18 protein-coding genes are annotated in these 16253 nt (G+C 41.9%); 17 read left to right on the top strand and 1 reads right to left on the bottom strand.

Annotated elements, in window-relative coordinates; all coding sequences use genetic code 11:
- The first annotated feature begins 17 nt into the window (after positions 1 to 17).
- The 11 genes from iscX to D9K81_RS00250 all read left to right on the top strand — a co-directional run bounded on the left by iscX (position 18) and on the right by D9K81_RS00250 (position 10382).
- A complete protein-coding gene (iscX, locus tag D9K81_RS00300) occupies positions 18 to 218 on the top strand; it encodes a Fe-S cluster assembly protein IscX (RefSeq protein ID WP_106986114.1) in 201 nt (66 codons plus the stop codon).
- Between the two features lie 110 nt (positions 219 to 328).
- Entirely contained in the window at positions 329 to 760 is a 432-nt protein-coding gene (gene ndk / locus D9K81_RS00295) for a nucleoside-diphosphate kinase (protein WP_106986093.1), read from the top strand.
- 123 nt (positions 761 to 883) lie between these two features.
- Entirely contained in the window at positions 884 to 2119 is a 1236-nt protein-coding gene (gene rlmN / locus D9K81_RS00290; RefSeq protein ID WP_120374228.1) for a 23S rRNA (adenine(2503)-C(2))-methyltransferase RlmN, read from the top strand.
- 15 nt (positions 2120 to 2134) lie between these two features.
- Positions 2135 to 2959, top strand: a complete 825-nt coding sequence (gene pilW, locus D9K81_RS00285) for a type IV pilus biogenesis/stability protein PilW (protein ID WP_120374227.1) — start codon at positions 2135 to 2137, stop codon at positions 2957 to 2959.
- A complete protein-coding gene (locus D9K81_RS00280) occupies positions 2950 to 3738 on the top strand; it encodes a helix-turn-helix domain-containing protein (RefSeq protein ID WP_120374226.1) in 789 nt (262 codons plus the stop codon). The genes pilW and D9K81_RS00280 overlap by 10 nt, the downstream gene beginning before the upstream one ends.
- 24 nt (positions 3739 to 3762) lie before the next feature.
- Complete coding sequence (gene ispG, locus D9K81_RS00275; protein ID WP_120374225.1) at positions 3763 to 4878, top strand: flavodoxin-dependent (E)-4-hydroxy-3-methylbut-2-enyl-diphosphate synthase; 1116 nt, start codon at positions 3763 to 3765, stop codon at positions 4876 to 4878.
- A gap of 7 nt (positions 4879 to 4885) precedes the next feature.
- On the top strand, positions 4886 to 6181 hold the full coding sequence (gene hisS, locus D9K81_RS00270; protein ID WP_120374224.1) for a histidine--tRNA ligase: 1296 nt from the start codon (positions 4886 to 4888) through the stop codon (positions 6179 to 6181).
- Between the two features lie 29 nt (positions 6182 to 6210).
- The gene (locus D9K81_RS00265; protein ID WP_120374223.1) at positions 6211 to 6909 is read left to right on the top strand and encodes a YfgM family protein; all 699 of its coding nucleotides are present in this window, start codon (positions 6211 to 6213) and stop codon (positions 6907 to 6909) included.
- On the top strand, positions 6906 to 8054 hold the full coding sequence (bamB, locus tag D9K81_RS00260; protein ID WP_120374222.1) for an outer membrane protein assembly factor BamB: 1149 nt from the start codon (positions 6906 to 6908) through the stop codon (positions 8052 to 8054). The genes D9K81_RS00265 and bamB overlap by 4 nt, the downstream gene beginning before the upstream one ends.
- Positions 8055 to 8228: 174 nt before the next feature.
- Positions 8229 to 9638 carry a ribosome biogenesis GTPase Der gene (gene der / locus D9K81_RS00255; protein WP_120374221.1) on the top strand — a complete coding sequence of 470 codons (1410 nt, stop codon included), beginning with the start codon at positions 8229 to 8231 and terminating at the stop codon, positions 9636 to 9638.
- Between the two features lie 105 nt (positions 9639 to 9743).
- Positions 9744 to 10382, top strand: a complete 639-nt coding sequence (locus tag D9K81_RS00250) for a 4'-phosphopantetheinyl transferase family protein (RefSeq protein ID WP_227601995.1) — start codon at positions 9744 to 9746, stop codon at positions 10380 to 10382.
- A gap of 45 nt (positions 10383 to 10427) precedes the next feature.
- Here the strand turns inward: D9K81_RS00250 and D9K81_RS00245 are convergent, their stop codons facing one another.
- Positions 10428 to 11198 carry an SDR family oxidoreductase gene (locus D9K81_RS00245; RefSeq protein ID WP_120374219.1) on the bottom strand — a complete coding sequence of 257 codons (771 nt, stop codon included), beginning with the start codon at positions 11196 to 11198 and terminating at the stop codon, positions 10428 to 10430.
- A gap of 96 nt (positions 11199 to 11294) precedes the next feature.
- Between D9K81_RS00245 and mazG the strand changes: the two genes are divergently transcribed.
- The 6 genes from mazG (at position 11295) to panC (ending at position 16249) form a co-directional block, all read left to right on the top strand.
- Positions 11295 to 12089 (top strand): nucleoside triphosphate pyrophosphohydrolase, encoded by a 795-nt coding sequence (mazG, locus tag D9K81_RS00240; protein ID WP_120374218.1) that lies wholly within the window; start codon positions 11295 to 11297, stop codon positions 12087 to 12089.
- Positions 12067 to 12465, top strand: coding sequence for a ComEA family DNA-binding protein (locus tag D9K81_RS00235; protein WP_120374217.1), 399 nt, complete (start codon positions 12067 to 12069; stop codon positions 12463 to 12465). The genes mazG and D9K81_RS00235 overlap by 23 nt, the downstream gene beginning before the upstream one ends.
- Before the next feature lie 134 nt (positions 12466 to 12599).
- Positions 12600 to 14060: a polynucleotide adenylyltransferase PcnB gene (gene pcnB / locus D9K81_RS00230; protein WP_120374216.1), complete on the top strand. Its 1461-nt coding sequence runs from the start codon at positions 12600 to 12602 to the stop codon at positions 14058 to 14060.
- On the top strand, positions 14057 to 14545 hold the full coding sequence (gene folK / locus D9K81_RS00225; protein ID WP_120374215.1) for a 2-amino-4-hydroxy-6-hydroxymethyldihydropteridine diphosphokinase: 489 nt from the start codon (positions 14057 to 14059) through the stop codon (positions 14543 to 14545). Before pcnB ends, folK begins: the two co-directional genes overlap by 4 nt.
- 42 nt (positions 14546 to 14587) lie before the next feature.
- Positions 14588 to 15397, top strand: coding sequence for a 3-methyl-2-oxobutanoate hydroxymethyltransferase (gene panB, locus D9K81_RS00220; protein ID WP_120374214.1), 810 nt, complete (start codon positions 14588 to 14590; stop codon positions 15395 to 15397).
- A 3-nt stretch (positions 15398 to 15400) separates the two neighbouring features.
- Complete coding sequence (panC, locus tag D9K81_RS00215; protein WP_120374213.1) at positions 15401 to 16249, top strand: pantoate--beta-alanine ligase; 849 nt, start codon at positions 15401 to 15403, stop codon at positions 16247 to 16249.
- Positions 16250 to 16253 lie beyond the last annotated feature (4 nt).

The following is a 16253-nucleotide window of genomic DNA, read 5'->3' as shown; positions in this document are numbered from 1 at the left end:
ATGTAGGGATAGCGCACATGGGCTTACGCTGGACAGATACGATTGATATCGCAATTGAGCTTTATGAAGCTCATCCAGATGTTGATCCACAATGGATTCGCTTTACTGATTTACATGCATGGGTGTGCGCTTTGCCAGACTTTGCGGATAACCCAGAAAAATCGACAGAAGGTTTACTGGAAGCGATTCAAATGGCTTGGATTGACGAAGCAAGTTAACACTGCATCGAAAAAAGCAATTTTTTTACATCTCAAAAGCAGAAAACAGCGCATTATTCGGTATAATGCGCCAAATTTTCCTGTCAACTTTATGACTTAAGGAGTCTACCATGGCTATCGAACGTACTTTATCTATCGTAAAACCAGACGCAGTTGCTAAAAACAACATTGGTGACATCTTTGCTCGTTTTGAGAAAGCTGGTCTTCAAATCGTTGCAACTAAAATGAAACACTTGACTCAAGCTGAAGCTGAAGGCTTCTACGCTGAGCACAAAGAACGTGGTTTCTTTGCTGACCTAGTTGCATTCATGACTTCTGGTCCAGTTGTTGTTTCTGTTCTTGAAGGCGAAAACGCAGTTCTTGCTCACCGCGAAATCCTTGGCGCAACTAACCCTAAAGAAGCTGCTCCTGGTACAATCCGCGCTGACTTCGCTGTAAGCATCGACGAAAACGCTGCTCACGGTTCTGACTCTGTAGCATCTGCTGATCGTGAAGTTAACTACTTCTTCGCTCAAACTGAGATTGCTCCACGTACTCGTTAATTCGAAGTATTCAAACCAGATAAGTGTTATTATACTTATCTGGTTTTTTTATTCTCTGAATAATCCTTTGCTCACATATTGAGCATCTCCTTTCATCTTTAGACATGGTTTAGGTAATTACACATGAGTACTGAAGTAGTCGCTACATCAGTTGTTTCTGATGCACAGCAACAATCTCCATCCGCTCCAACCCAGCAAAAGTCTGTGGAAAAAGTGAATTTACTGGGCATGTCACGTCCACAAATGGAAAAATTCTTTGAAGATATGGGGGAGAAGAAGTTCCGTGCTGGGCAAGTGATGAAATGGATTCATCAATTCTTCGTGACAGATTTCGCTGAAATGACGAACATTTCAGGTAAATTGCGTGAAAAATTAGAAAAAATTTGTGAAATCAAAGCCCCAGAAGTGGTGCATAAAAACTATTCGAAAGACGGTACGCGTAAATGGGTATTCCGCGTGGGTGATGGCGAAGGTTCACTGGTTGAAACTGTCCTGATTCCAGCAGAACATCGTAGTGGGCTACGCCGTACTTTGTGTATTTCATCGCAAGTCGGTTGTGCGCTCGATTGTTCATTCTGTTCTACAGGTAAACAGGGTTTCCAGCGCGATTTAAATCAGGCTGAAATCATTGGTCAGCTGTGGATGGCCAACTATTCTTATATGGAAGACGTACCAGTCCTTGAGCGTGAACGTTCTGTGACGAATGTCGTGATGATGGGAATGGGCGAACCACTACTTAATTATGATGCAGTACTAAATTCTATGCGTACGATGCTCGATGACTTTGCATACGGCATGTCAAAGCGTCGTGTAACTTTATCAACTTCTGGTGTTGTGCCAAAAATTGATCAAATGGTGAAGGATATTGATGTTGCATTGGCAATTTCATTACACGCGCCAAATGATGAGCTTCGTAATGAACTTGTGCCGATTAATAAAAAATATCCTTTGGAACAATTGATTGCAGCTTGTCAGCGTTATATTGCTAAAGATGGTAATGAAAGCTCACGTAAGCATGTGACAATTGAATATGTGATGTTGGATGGCGTAAATGATCATCCTGAACATGCACAGCAAATGATTAAATTGCTGAAAAACTTGCCGAGCAAAATCAATTTAATTCCATTTAACCCGTTCCCGCATGCACCATACGGTCGTTCAAGTCGTAACCGCATTATTTCTTTCCAAAAAACTTTGTCTGATGCTGGATTTGTGTGTACGATTCGTCAGACACGTGGTGATGATATTGATGCTGCGTGTGGACAACTTGTGGGGCAAGTTGCGGACCGTACTCGTCGTGCGGAGCAATGGAAAAAGAAAGTTGCGGCAAAGAATGAGATTCTGCGCTCGCAAGGATAACAAAGAGGCAGCCAATTGAGAAAGTCGACGTTTAAAATTGCTTTAATTTCATCGCTATGTATTGCTTTAGGTGCAATGGCAGGGTGTCAAACCACGGGTACGAATAATCTCGGTGGAGGGGTTTTAAAGAAAGACCCTGAAAAAGCAGCGAAAGTACGAACTCAAATGGCTGCTGAATATATTAAAAGTGGTGATCTTGACACAGCAAAGCGTGAGCTTGATCAAGCCTTAGAAGCGAATAGTCGCGATGCACAGGCGAATATGATGATGGGGGTGCTTCTACAACAAGAAGGAAGTGCAACCAATATTCAAAAAGCGGATGCTTTTTTTAAGCGCGCTTTATCATCTGAACCTAAAAATGCGCAAGTACGTAACAACTATGGTACGTATTTATATCAAGTTGAACGCTATAATGATGCGCTTGAACAGTTGAATATTGCCGGCTCTACGTTGGGGTATGATCAGCGTGCAAGAGCGTTAGAAAATGCAGGGCGAATTTATCTTAAATTAGGTGATGTCGCGAATGCTGAAAAAACATTCAAGCAAGCCCTGCAAGCCAATCGTGATTCTTATGTTTCGATGTTAGAGTTGGCAGAAATTTTTTATTTGAACCAGCAGACTGCTGATGCGACACAGATGTATGAAAGATTTGTGCGTACAGTAGGTCAGAACAACCAAAGTGCACGTGCGCTTTGGATTGGTATTCGTACCGCACGTGCGAATAAAGACGACATTGGTCAGCAGGTATTAGTGAACCAGCTACGCGCTTTATTCCCGGAAAGTCCTGAATATCAACGTTATTTGCAATTACAGTACAGTACTGAGGCCGTATGGAAGTAAATCCTAATTCACCGCAATCGAATAGCTCGAGCGCAGCCCCAAATGCGTTAGGAAATGTTCAGCGTCCAGGTGAGTACCTACGCCAGATTCGTGTTACGCAAAAGTGTGATTTGGATGAAGTTGCACAGGAGTTAAACATTCCTGTAAAGACCTTGATGGCATTGGAACAGGATGACTATAAGTCATTACCTGAAGCGACCTTTATTAAAGGTTACTACCGTACATACGCAAAATTTTTAAAAGTTGATGCCACGAATATCATTCAACGTTTTGATGAAATTTATGCCAATGATACGGGTCTATTGCCAAATCATGCTTTAAATAACTCTCCAATTAAAATTATGGGCAAATTGCCAGGTTCTAACCGCGATCGTAATCGTAAGTGGTTAAAACGCGGTGCGTTGGCCATTGTGGTATTGGTGGTATTGGCTGCAATCGTGATGGCTGTGCAGAATATGTCATCAACGTCTTCAGACAGTGAAGGTACACCTGTAAAAACCTCTGATGTAGAAGTCATTAATATGGATGGTTCATCAGCTGTTTCTGGTGAGCAATTGGAATTGAATTTTAGTCGCCCAACATCAGTGAATATTGTTGATTCTACAGGTAAAGTGCTGGCGACTGGTCGTCAAGCAACGACATTGACTTTACATGGTGAATCACCATTCCAAATTCGTTTAGACGATGCAGAAGCTGTGACTCTAAGCCTCAATAATGAAAATATTTCATTGTCGCCGTATACCGTAAATGGTCGAGCAGACTTCCGTTTATCTCGTTAAGGCATAACAGAGCAGATTCGAACAATGATTGAAAATCCGATTAAACGCCGCCCAACTCGTAAAATCCGTGTGGGTTCGGTGTATGTAGGTGGTGATGCACCTATCAGTATTCAAAGCATGACCAATACTGAAACCTGTGATGTAGATGCAACGGTTGCACAAATTCAGCGCTGTGCAGATGCTGGTGCCGATATTATGCGTGTTTCTGTACCGAGTATGGAAGCGGCAGCTGCTTTTGGTGAAATTCGTAAGCAAGTTTCTGTACCTTTGGTAGCAGACATTCACTTCGATTATAAAATTGCCTTGGCTGTTGCGGACTTTGGTGCAGACTGTTTGCGTATTAACCCAGGTAATATTGGTTCGGAAGCCAAAATCCGTGAAGTAGTTGCAGCGGCACGTCATCACGATATTTCTATGCGTATCGGCGTGAACGCGGGTTCACTCGAAAAAGATATTCAAAAAAAATATGGTGAACCTACAGGCCAAGCTTTGCTTGAATCTGCAATGCGCCACATTGATATTTTAGACCGTTTAAATTTTCATGAATTTAAAGTGTCGGTAAAAGCATCAAACGTGTTTTTAACCATGGATGCCTATCGTTTACTGTCGCAACAAATTGATAATCCACTTCATTTGGGCGTGACTGAAGCAGGTATTTACCGCACAGGTTCAGTCAAGTCTGCAATCGCTTTAGGTGGTTTGCTGATGGAAGGCATCGGTGACACGATGCGTATTTCATTGGCTGCAGAACCTGAAGAAGAAGTTAAAATTGGTTTTGATATTTTAAAATCATTGGGCCTGCGTTCAAATGGCATTAACTTTATTGCGTGTCCGAGTTGTTCACGCCAAGAGTTTAATGTCATTTCTGTGATGCAAGCGCTTGAAGAGCGTTTAGAAGATGTACGTGTGCCAATGGATGTCTCTGTGATTGGTTGCAAAGTCAACGGTCCAGGTGAAGCGAAAGAAGCTGATATTGGTGTGGTGGGTGCAAGTCCGCGTTCACTGGTGTATCGTAATGGTGAAAAGAGCCATTTAATCGACACTAATCAATTGGTTGACGAAATTGAAGCGATGGTTCGTCAACGTGTTTTAGAGCTTGAAGAAGCGAAATCTAAAGAAATCATTCGCACCAGTTTTTGAGTAGGTCATGAGTTCAATTGTAGCAATTAAAGGTTTTAACGATATTCTCCCAACGCAAACGCCAGCATGGAGACGTTTAGAACAGCATTTAGCATCGTTGATGGATGCATACGGCTATCAACAAATTCGTTTGCCGATTGTTGAGCAAACAAATTTGTTTAAACGTTCAATTGGCGATGCAACTGATATCGTTGAAAAAGAAATGTATACGTTCTTAGACAAAGGTCAACCACCTGAGTCTTTAACCCTGCGTCCTGAAGGAACTGCAGGCTGTGTACGTGCAATGCTAGAACATAACTTGTTACGTGGCGCGACACCAAAAGTTTGGTATGTTGGCCCAATGTTTCGTTATGAAAAACCGCAAAAAGGTCGCTACCGTCAATTCCATCAATTTGGTGTAGAAACATTTGGTGTTTCAACGCCAGATCAAGATGCTGAATTGATTCTCATGACAGCGCGTCTTTGGAAGCGTATGGGCGTTGCAGATAAAGTTCAACTTGAACTCAATACATTGGGTGAGTCTGATGAACGTGCAAACTACCGTGCAGCGTTGGTTGAATTCTTGCAAGCGCACAAAACAGATTTAGATGAGGATTCACAGCGTCGTTTGACGACAAACCCGCTTCGTATTTTGGATTCTAAAGACGCAAAAACACAAAGCATTTTGGAAAATGCGCCAAAACTTCATGACTTTATGGGTGAAGAAACACTGGCACATTTTGCGCAGTTACAGCAATATTTGACTGATGCAGGCGTAAGCTTTGTGATCAATCAAAAACTAGTACGTGGCTTAGACTATTACAACAAAACTGTATTTGAATGGACTACAACACATTTGGGTTCACAAGGTACTGTTTGTGCTGGTGGTCGTTATGATGGTCTCGTTGGGCAACTCAAAGGTAAGCCGGATCAATCTGTACCAGCAGTTGGCTTTGCGATGGGGATGGAGCGCTTATTGCTTCTTCTTGAACAAGTCGAAGACAATACACCTGTACGTGATTGTGAAGTCTTTTTGGTGTCTGAACCTGCATATCAATCTAAAGCTTTGGTGCTTGCAGAGCAGATTCGTGACCAATTAGATGATGCTGCATCGATTATTCGTTTTAAAGTGGGCTCACAAGGTTCAATGAAATCACAAATGAAAAAGGCCGATCAGTCTGGTGCGCTTTTTGCCGTGATTTTGGGTGAACGAGAGTGGGATGCACAGCAATTATTGGTGAAAGAGCTTGCGACAGCGACACAAATAGAAGTTGCTGTTTCAGCCATTGTGCCATTTATTATCGAACAAATTTCTTCAAAATAAGCCATAACAGATAAGGAAAAGGGAATCACATGAGCGCATTAAGTGATGATGAACAGCTTGATAACTTGAAATCATTCTCTAAGAAGTATGGTTCTGCCATGATTAGTGGGATTTTAATTGCGTTGATTGCCTTTTTCGGTTGGGAATATTGGCAGAAGAAAAATCTGGCTGAGTCTCAAGTGGAAACAGCCAGAGTGCAACAGTTGATTGGTGATGCACAGTCAGCTCAAGGCGATGCATTTACTCAATTGTCGACATCTGCAGATAAAATTGTGAAAGATGCACCTGACTCAGCTCAGGCGATTCAAGCACAACTGTTAATGGCTAAATTGGCGTATGATAAGTCAGATTATGCAAGTGCCGAAAAAGCTTTGAAAAAAGTTGAAAATTCAAAAGTAAATGATCAGGGCTTGGTTCAAGTCGTGAAATTACGTTTGGCTTATGCACAATTGGCACAAAAGAAATATGATGAGGCCTTAAAAACCTTAGCTGCGGTAACTGATCCAGCATTTAAAGCAACAGCCGATGAAGCACGCGGTGATGTTTATGTTGCAAAAAATGATATTGAAAATGCGAAAAAAGTATATCAAAGTGCATGGGATGCGTTGGTAGAACGTAAAGAAGAACGTCAAATTTTACAAATTAAACTCGAAAGTGTAGGCGTTTTAGTTGATGATCCAGAAATTGAACGTCCGATATTAGATACACATGTGGAAGAAGCTGAATGAATAGAAAATACAAATTTGCATGTGCACTGACTGTTTTAACGCTTGCACTTACGGGATGTGCGAGCAAGGGGCCAAAGGTAGAAGAGCTTAAGCCGAATCCTTTACCAAAATTAGTCAACGCACAAACACTGACTCCTGTATTTTCTACCAGTGTTGCATCGACCAGCCAAGCTGATCCATTACGTTTACGTTTAGATTCAAACAACGGCGTGGTCTATGTCATTAATCCTAAGGGTGAGGTTGAAGCTTACCAAGGGAAGCAGCGTCTTTGGCAGAAAAAAGTGAGCAAACAAGGTCTGAGTTCTGGTATAGAAGCCGCTGAAGGTCTTGTGATTGTTGGTAATCAAAAAGGTCAACTGTTTGCTTTGGATCAAGCAACAGGTGAACAAAAGTGGACAGCACAATTGTCTGGTGCAATTTTAGCATCATCGCTAATTCATGCGGGTCGTGTGATTACGATTGCCAACGATGGTACTGTATATGCACATGAGCTCGGTACAGGCAAACAAGCGTGGACATACAGCTTGCCAAATGTACAGTTTAGTTTGCGTGGCCAAGCAGCGCCTGTAGCGCTCGATGCTCGAAATGTATTGATTGCATCTGCAAATGCATATATTTATGCAATTGATGCTTTAAGTGGTGCGCCGCGTTTACAACGTCGCATGGCAGTGACCGAAGGTCGTTCGGATATTCAGCGTTTAGTCGATATTGATGGCGAACCGACGGTTGCAGGTCAATTTTTGGTAACAACTAGCTATCAAGGTCAAGTGACAGTGATGGACATGGTGAGCCAACAAGTGATTTGGAGCGAAGATGCGAGTAGCACGCAGCGCCCTGAAGTTTCAGGCAATGGCGTGTTTGTTGCACAAAATGATGGCAAAATCACGGCTTATGAAATTACCACAGGTCATAAACTTTGGGAAAACGATCAGTTGTTGAATCGTAAACTGAGTAATCCTGTAATGCTCGGTCAAAACCTTGTGGTGGGTGATTTGGATGGTGTATTGCACTTGATTGATCCAACTACAGGAAATATTATTGGCCGTGCAAAAACCAGCGGTGATGTCCGTACTTTACGCGTAATTGACAATCAATTATTTGTTGCGACGCGTAAGGGTGCAATGAGCATTTGGCAGAACCGTTAATTTTTCGTTGGCTTATGCTAAAATAAGCTAACCGTATTTTTGAACGCGGGGTGATTGTTATTCAATACCCCGTGTTTTTATTTATTTTTGGGCCTAAATCCAATTCTTATTCTTCCCAAACTTTCTGATGTTCAGACCAGACCTAGCTGGCTGATCTTGAATAAAGGTTAATCTATGAAACCCGTAATTGCGCTCATTGGTCGTCCGAACGTCGGAAAATCAACGTTGTTTAACCAGATTACTAAGAGCCGTGATGCACTTGTTGCCGATTTTGCAGGTCTTACACGTGACCGTAAATATGGTGATGCAACGTATCAAAATAAATCATTCATTGTTGTTGATACTGGTGGTATTGGCGAAAATGAAGGTGGTATTGACTCCTACATGGCTGAGCAGTCAAAAACCGCAATCAACGAAGCAGATATCATCATTTTTGTGGTTGATGCTCGTGCGGGGCTGTTGGCATCTGATGAACAGATTGCACGAGAGCTACGTACATTAGGTAAAAAAGTTCATCTTGTTGCCAATAAAGTTGATGGTGTACATGCTGAAGCGGCACTGGTTGAATTCTTTAAACTCGGTATGGGCGAACCTTTGCAGGTTGCAGCTAGCCATGGTCGAGGTGTTCAACAAATGCTTGAGGAAGTCTTAACAGACGTACCTGAAGATGAAGATGCTGATGAACATGATAAAGATACAGGTTTACGTTTAGCGATTATTGGTCGTCCAAACGTAGGTAAATCTACGCTTGTAAACCGCTTGCTGGGCGAAGATCGAGTAGTTGCATTTGACCAACCAGGTACAACACGTGACTCGATTTACATTCCGTATGAACGTGATGGCCGTAAATACACATTAATTGATACAGCTGGTGTACGTCGTAAAGGTAAAGTCGATGAAATGATCGAGAAATTCTCGATTGTAAAAACTTTACAAGCGATGAAAGATGCCAACGTGATTGTGGTTGTTGTCGATGCGCGTGAAGGTATTGTTGAGCAAGACTTGCACTTAATTGGTTATGCATTAGAAGCTGGCCGTGCCATTGTGATTGCGGTCAACAAATGGGACAACATGACTGAATACGATCGTAAGCAATGTAAGCTTGATGTAGAGCGTCGCTTCGACTTTATTCCATGGGCAAGAGTTCACTTGATTTCTGCACTGCATGGTACAGGTGTAGGTGACCTTTATCCTTCAATTCACCGTGCTTATGACTCATCACGCTTAAAAGTATCACCAGCAAAAATTACGCAAATTTTGCAAGATGCAACTGAGGCACATCAACCAGGTATGGTTGCTGGTCGTCGTATCAAGATGCGTTATGCACATATTGGTGGTCAAAACCCACCAACAATTGTGATTCATGGTAACAAGGTTGATAAAACACCTGCAGATTATCGTCGTTATTTAGAAAATGTATTCCGTAAGGTGTATAAGCTTGAAGGTACGCCAGTACGTATCGAGTTTAAAACTTCCGAAAATCCATTCGAAGGGCGTAAATCTCAAATAGATGAACGCGTTGCAGCACGTAAGCGTCGTTATGTTCAGAAGTTTAAAAAAGCTGAAAAGAAATTTAAACGTTAATTCGTTGTGATTGAAAAAGCCTGCAATTGCAGGCTTTTTTAGCTTTAAGCTAAACTAACTGGGCGGTAGTTAGGAGAGTGAAAAAATGAAATGGAGTTCATGCTGATGGCGCAGATTCGGATTGATTTACAGCAGATTGTAGAAACACCAAATCCGCACCTGAATCGTCAGCAACTGATGCAGCGGCGTAAAGAATGGATAGCAGAAAGACGTAATACTTATTTATCTGCTGTGCTTGAGCAACCAATTCATAATTCAGATTTTGCAAGGACTGAGTATGGTAAGCCTTATTTAATGGCACACCCTCAATTTTATTTTAATCATAGTCATAGCCAAAAACATTATGCCTTGGCTACAAGCCACCGCGTAGCTGATTTGGGGGTAGATGTTGAAGACCTAGACCGTATTGTACGCTTTGAGGCTCTGGCTCAACATGCTTTTCACGCAGATGAAATGGCGAATTGGTCTAATTTAGAAGAAGATCGGGAGTATTGGTTTAAGATTTGGACCATTAAGGAAGCGGTATTAAAAGCATCAGGTTTAGGTATACGCATTAGTTTAAATGAACTGAATACACAAGCGCATGCAACGCAAAACAATGGAATATGTAGCCATCCAAAACTCGGTGTATTTGCATATCAATGCTATGTGATTGGTCGAGTAATGTTGAGTGTGGCTTGGCGCACAGAACTTTCTTGTCATGGATTTCGCTTGCCTGTGATCGCAGTTCATACTCATCCTTAAAAAATTAAAGTTTGAGCGATTCGATGCTGAGGCAAGCAGATGATTTTATTTTTTACTGATCCAGTCATTGCTCAAGCGGTTAATAAACTGCGGGCTGAGGTCCGATAGTGTCATTAACACCCGTGTTTTTAGCCCCACAGGTTGATGCGTTGCACTGAACACGGAGTTTTTTATCCGTACAGTTTTCAAAATTTGTGTAGCAACATCTTGAGCACTGAGGCTGACGCCCATATTTTGAATGCTACCCGCGTTCATATTTTTGACCATATTGGTTTGTACAAATAAAGGCATAATGTCGAACACGCGAATACCGTATTTTTGCCATTCAATGTCTAGACCTTCTGTGAGGCCTCGGACTGCAAACTTAGAGGCTGCATAGCTGACTAAATCGGGTTGTCCATAAATTGCGGACGCAGAAGATAAGTTGATGACACGCGCGAAAGACGCTTGGCGTAAATAGGGCAATGCCACATAGCAACCAGTTAAAACGCCCTTAATATTAATATCGACAGTTTTTAAGTGTGCGCTAAGTTCGGTATCTTCAAAAGGTCCAGAGTAGAGAATACCTGCATTATTCACCAAAATATTGAGTTCACCTGCCCAAGCGCTAAATTCTGCGAGTGCATTTTCCCAATGCTGGGTATTACTTACATCGAGTAAGCCAGCTTTGGCATGTGGGCCGAGTTGCTGAGCCAATTGCTGGGCTTGTACAACATTGATGTCATAAATGCCGACTTTATAACCTTGTTGATAAAATAATTGTGCAGTTGCTGCGCCAATCCCTTGTGCTGCCCCACTAATAAATATACTTTGCATTTTTATGATTCGCCTTATTTTTTCCCTATGCGATTTTGAGCATAGCAAAATAAAATGAGGAAATCTTGAGCAGTATTAAAAAGACCGAGGTGAAATGTGGAACGTTTATTGAATATCATGCAAGAGTTACGTGCGAAGTGCCCTTGGGATCAACAACAAACACCACAAAGCCTAACGAAATATGCCATTGAAGAAGCGTATGAAGTCGAAGCGGCCATTCGTGAAGGTCACATCGATGACATTAAAAATGAACTGGGTGATTTACTGTTACAAGTGGTATTTCAATCGCAAATGTACAGTGAAATGGGCGCCTTCAGCTTTGAGGATGTGGTCGATGCCATTTCAGAGAAATTAATTCGACGTCATCCACATGTGTTTCAAGCAGAACAATTTAGCCAATTAAATGCAGATGATGTTGCACAGCTTTGGCAGAAAATTAAAGCAGAGGAACGTGTAGGAAAAAGTGCATCACGTTTAGATTCTATTAAACCTGGCCCTGCATTAAATCAAGCTGAAGACATTCAAAAAAATGTTGCCAAAATTGGCTTTGATTTTCCAGATGTGCAACAGGCCTATGGCAAGGTCGAAGAAGAATTGGCAGAATTTCAAGAGGCTTTGGCTTCGCAAAATTCCGATGAAATTATAGACGAATTTGGAGATTGCTTATTTTCACTGGTCAATGTTGGTCGTAAACTAGGTATCTCAAGTGAGATTGCATTGCTGGGCACGATTCAAAAGTTTCGCTCACGTTTTGCATATATAGAATCTCAAGTTGCATTACACAATAACAATATAGAAGACCTGTCACTGGCTGAAATGGATCAGCTGTGGGAACAGGCAAAACAATATTTAAAACAGCAGGTACAGCATGAAACAGGGCGGATTGAGTAAAGCACAACTTCTTCTTTGGTTAATGATATTAATGACACTGAGCATCTCTTGGGCTAAGGCCGAAACTGCGCAATATACACAGTGGAAAGCGACGCAGCAGGCACATGATCAGCGTTTGAAAACGTCAGATACAGAGGCGAAGCACTATTTGTCTAAACCAACACTGAATGCCAATACTTTGGGCACTAAGGTAAATTTAAACACGGCCAATATTGAGCAGTTACAACAATTACACGGTATTGGTCAGAAAAAAGCTGAAGCGATCGTTGACTATAGAAGCAAAAATGGAAAATTCAAAACCATTGAGGAAATCCAACAAGTCAAAGGTATAGGGCCAGCTTTGTATAGTAAAAATAGGCCACGCTTAAGTTTATAAACACCGTAATTGTAGAAAATTCGACTGTAGGCAATACGCTTGGATTGACAGAATCAAATTGCCCTTTGATTGTGTTAGAGATATGATTACGGCATCTTAAAATTTTTACGTCTAGACGTAGGAGACAGCGTCTTTTGCAAACTTTGCGCGCGTCCAAATGCGGTTTATCTACCGCACAATTACCTTCTTCCATATTAGATGTGATTGATGCCTTAACTAAGGCAGGCTATGAAGCTTATATCGTCGGCGGTGGTGTACGTGATTTAATGCTGGGTCTGAATCCTAAGGATTTTGATGCGGTGACGAACGCCACACCATCACAAGTTAAAGAAGTCTTCGGACGACGTTGTCGAATTATCGGCCGTCGCTTTGAGTTGGCACATGTCTATTCAGGTCGCGAACTCATTGAAGTTGCTACATTTCGTGCACCTCCGAAAAAAGCAGTGACTTCTGCTGCAGGTATGATTTTACGTGATAACAACTGGGGAACCATCGAGCAAGATTTTGCACGACGTGATTTTTCAATTAACGCCATGTATTACCAACCTCGCAAAGGTATTGTGCTCGATTTTTGTAATGCTTATGAAGATATCAAAGCGAAAAAGTTAAGCTTATTGGGCGATCCAATGCTTCGTTTTGAAGAAGATCCTGTACGTATGTTGCGCACATTACGTTTTGCAGCCAAATTAAACTTCTCTATTGATCAAAGTATTTTGGATGTCTTCACGCCTGAAGCTGCGCAATTGCTCCGTGATGTATCTCCACATCGTTTATATGATGAGTCTCAGAAACTCTTTACCATGGGACACCTCAATCGTGTCATGCCAATGCTGATTGAGTTTGAGATCTGGCATCAGTTATTTGCTGATATTCAGCCAAACATCACGCCATTTATAGAGCGTGCAGCAAAAAATACCGATCAACGTATCTCGATTGGTAAGACCATCAATCCTGCATTTTTCTATGCAGTGTTGCTGTGGAAGCCTTTCCTTGAGCGCTGTGAGTTTTATGCGAAAAAAGGCGTAGTTGCAGCAGAAGCGCGTGCTCAGGCTGGTTTAGATGTACTGAAACGTCAAGCGACACGGACTGTTATTCCACGTTTTGCAGAAACCTTTATTCGTGAAGTTTGGGAAATGCAAACGCGCTTACTCAATCCAAAACCGCAGCAAATTGAAGCATTGTCTGGTCATGCACGTTTCCGTGCGGGCTTCGACTTTTTATTGCTCCGTGAAAAATCAGGTGATCAAACCACACAAGGCATGGGTGTCTGGTGGGATACTTACCAAACCCTCAGCACAGACGAAAAAGAACGTGCGATTGCGGACTACAATCGTCAACGTGCGAAAGGTCGCCGTAAAGGTGCTGTACAAGAAGACATTAAGCCATTACATCAAATTCAACAGGCTGAAATTGAGCCTTTAGTGAATGAGCCAGAACCTCGTAGTCGTCGTGCGCGTAAAGCCAAGCAACAGGCTGACTTTAAGGCACAGGCAGTGAATGGGGGTAATGATCAAATTACGGCAGATCACCCAATTCTAAAACGTAAGCGTGTTAAACGAGATTTGAGCACGGTTATTTTTGGGCCTACGCAATGAGTGTGATTACGTATATTGGCTTAGGAAGTAATTTGGGTGATTCACTACAAATTTTGACCGAAGCCGTACATAAGTTATCGACATTGGGTGCGATTAAGGTCTCTAAACTGTACCAAAGTCCACCTATGGGTCCACAGGATCAACCGAATTATTTGAATGCGGTTGTGCAATTGCAAACGGACTTAGAGCCGTTGGCATTGTTAGATGAATTACAGCGCTTTGAACAAGAGTCTGGTCGTGTGCGTTTACGCCATTGGGGCGAACGTACACTTGATTTAGATTTATTGATTTATGGGCAACAAAATATTCAACATGCGCGTTTAATTGTGCCTCATGTAGGTGTGATGGAACGCGATTTTGTGCTGATTCCGTTACTAGATTTAGATGCAAATCTACAGTTAAATGGACAGCAATTAAATACTTTACCCATTCTGAATCAGGTCAGTCTGACTGTTTTAGATTCAGGAAATTGGGCAAAAATTTAAATTTTTATTGGCTGAAAATATGGCCATAAGAGGAAATTCTAGATGATCAGTCTAAGCCACTTAAAAAAATTTAAAGCGGAAGGCCGAAAGTTTTCTTGCTTAACTTGTTATGATGCAAGTATGGCAAAAGCAATGGAAGTTGCTGAAATTGATACGATCCTAGTGGGTGATTCACTGGGAATGACCATTCAAGGTCATGACTCGACTTTACCTGTAACTGTTGAAGATATGGCATACCACACTGCAACGGTGCGTCGTGGTAATCAACACGCTTTTATTTTAACTGACCTGCCATTTATGAGTTATGCAACCTTAAATGATGCATTACAAAACTCGAAAACCATTATGCAAGCTGGCGCGCACATGGTGAAACTTGAGGGTGGGGCATGGTTAGCAGATACAGTGGCAACACTGACACGTAATGGTATTCCTGTCTGTGTGCACTTAGGTTTAACCCCACAATCTGTACACGTATTTGGTGGCTATAAAGTCCAAGCGCGCACACGTGAAACAGCAGATCAGCTCATTGCAGACTGTCAAGCTGTTGTGGATGCAGGCGCTGCAGTTTTATTGTTGGAATGTGTTCCAGCTCAAGTGGGTAAAGAGATTAGTGAATTATTCCCACACACACCTGTGATTGGTATTGGTGCGGGTGCAGACACAGATGGTCAGGTGTTAGTACAGCAAGATATGCTTGGACTGACATTTAGTCATGTTGCGAAATTTGTACGTAACTTTATGAAAGAACAATCAGGTGAAACCGCAATTATAGATGCATTTAAGGCCTATCATGCTGCGGTGCTCGATGGATCCTTCCCTGCAAAAGAACAAACTTTCCAAATTGAGTTATAAGAGATGAAAACTGAAACCACGATTCAAGGTTTGACTGCATCACTAAGTCCAGCAAAAGCATCACGTAAAATTATTGGCTTTGTCCCAACCATGGGGAATTTGCACGAGGGGCATTTAAACCTTGTGCGTGAAGCACGTAAACTCTGTGATGTAGTGGTGGTCAGCATTTTTGTTAACCCAATTCAGTTTGGGCCAAATGAAGATTTTGATAATTATCCACGTACTTTGGAGCGCGATCAGCAACTTTTAGCTGATGTGGGCTGTGACATTGTTTTTGCACCTACTGTAGAACAAATGTACGGCAACCAGCCACGTTTAACCAATATTTCAGTGAATAGTATCACCGATGATTTATGTGGTGCACAGCGCCCAGGTCATTTTGATGGTGTTGCCGTAGTTGTGACCAAACTCTTTAATATGGTACAACCAAACTTTGCATTTTTTGGTCAAAAAGACTATCAACAACTCGCTGTCATTCGTCAGTTTGTACGTGATCTAAATATTCCTTTAGAAGTCATTGGTGTGCCTATTGCACGCGCTGCAGATGGTTTGGCACTGAGCTCACGTAATGGCTACTTAAGCCCTGAACATCGTGAAATTGCACCAGTTATTTACCAAAGCTTACAAACAGCAGCACAACAACTCACTTCAGGCACTGCATTGTCAAATGTTTTAAATACAATTCGAGCAACGTTAACTGATGCTGGTTTTGTGGTGGATTATGTGGAAGCACGTAGCCCAGAACTTCAAAAAGTCGATAGCTTTAATCAAGATGTCGTATTGTTTGTCGCAGCCAAAATTGGTAAAACACGCTTAATTGATAACTTACAGGTTAAGTTTATTGCATCTTAATTTG

This window comes from Acinetobacter chengduensis (genome assembly GCF_003664645.1).
In the GTDB taxonomy this organism is placed as follows: domain Bacteria; phylum Pseudomonadota; class Gammaproteobacteria; order Pseudomonadales; family Moraxellaceae; genus Acinetobacter; species Acinetobacter chengduensis.
The sequence above is the reverse complement of the archived record's forward strand: the minus strand, read 5'-3'. Positions and strand labels throughout refer to the sequence as shown.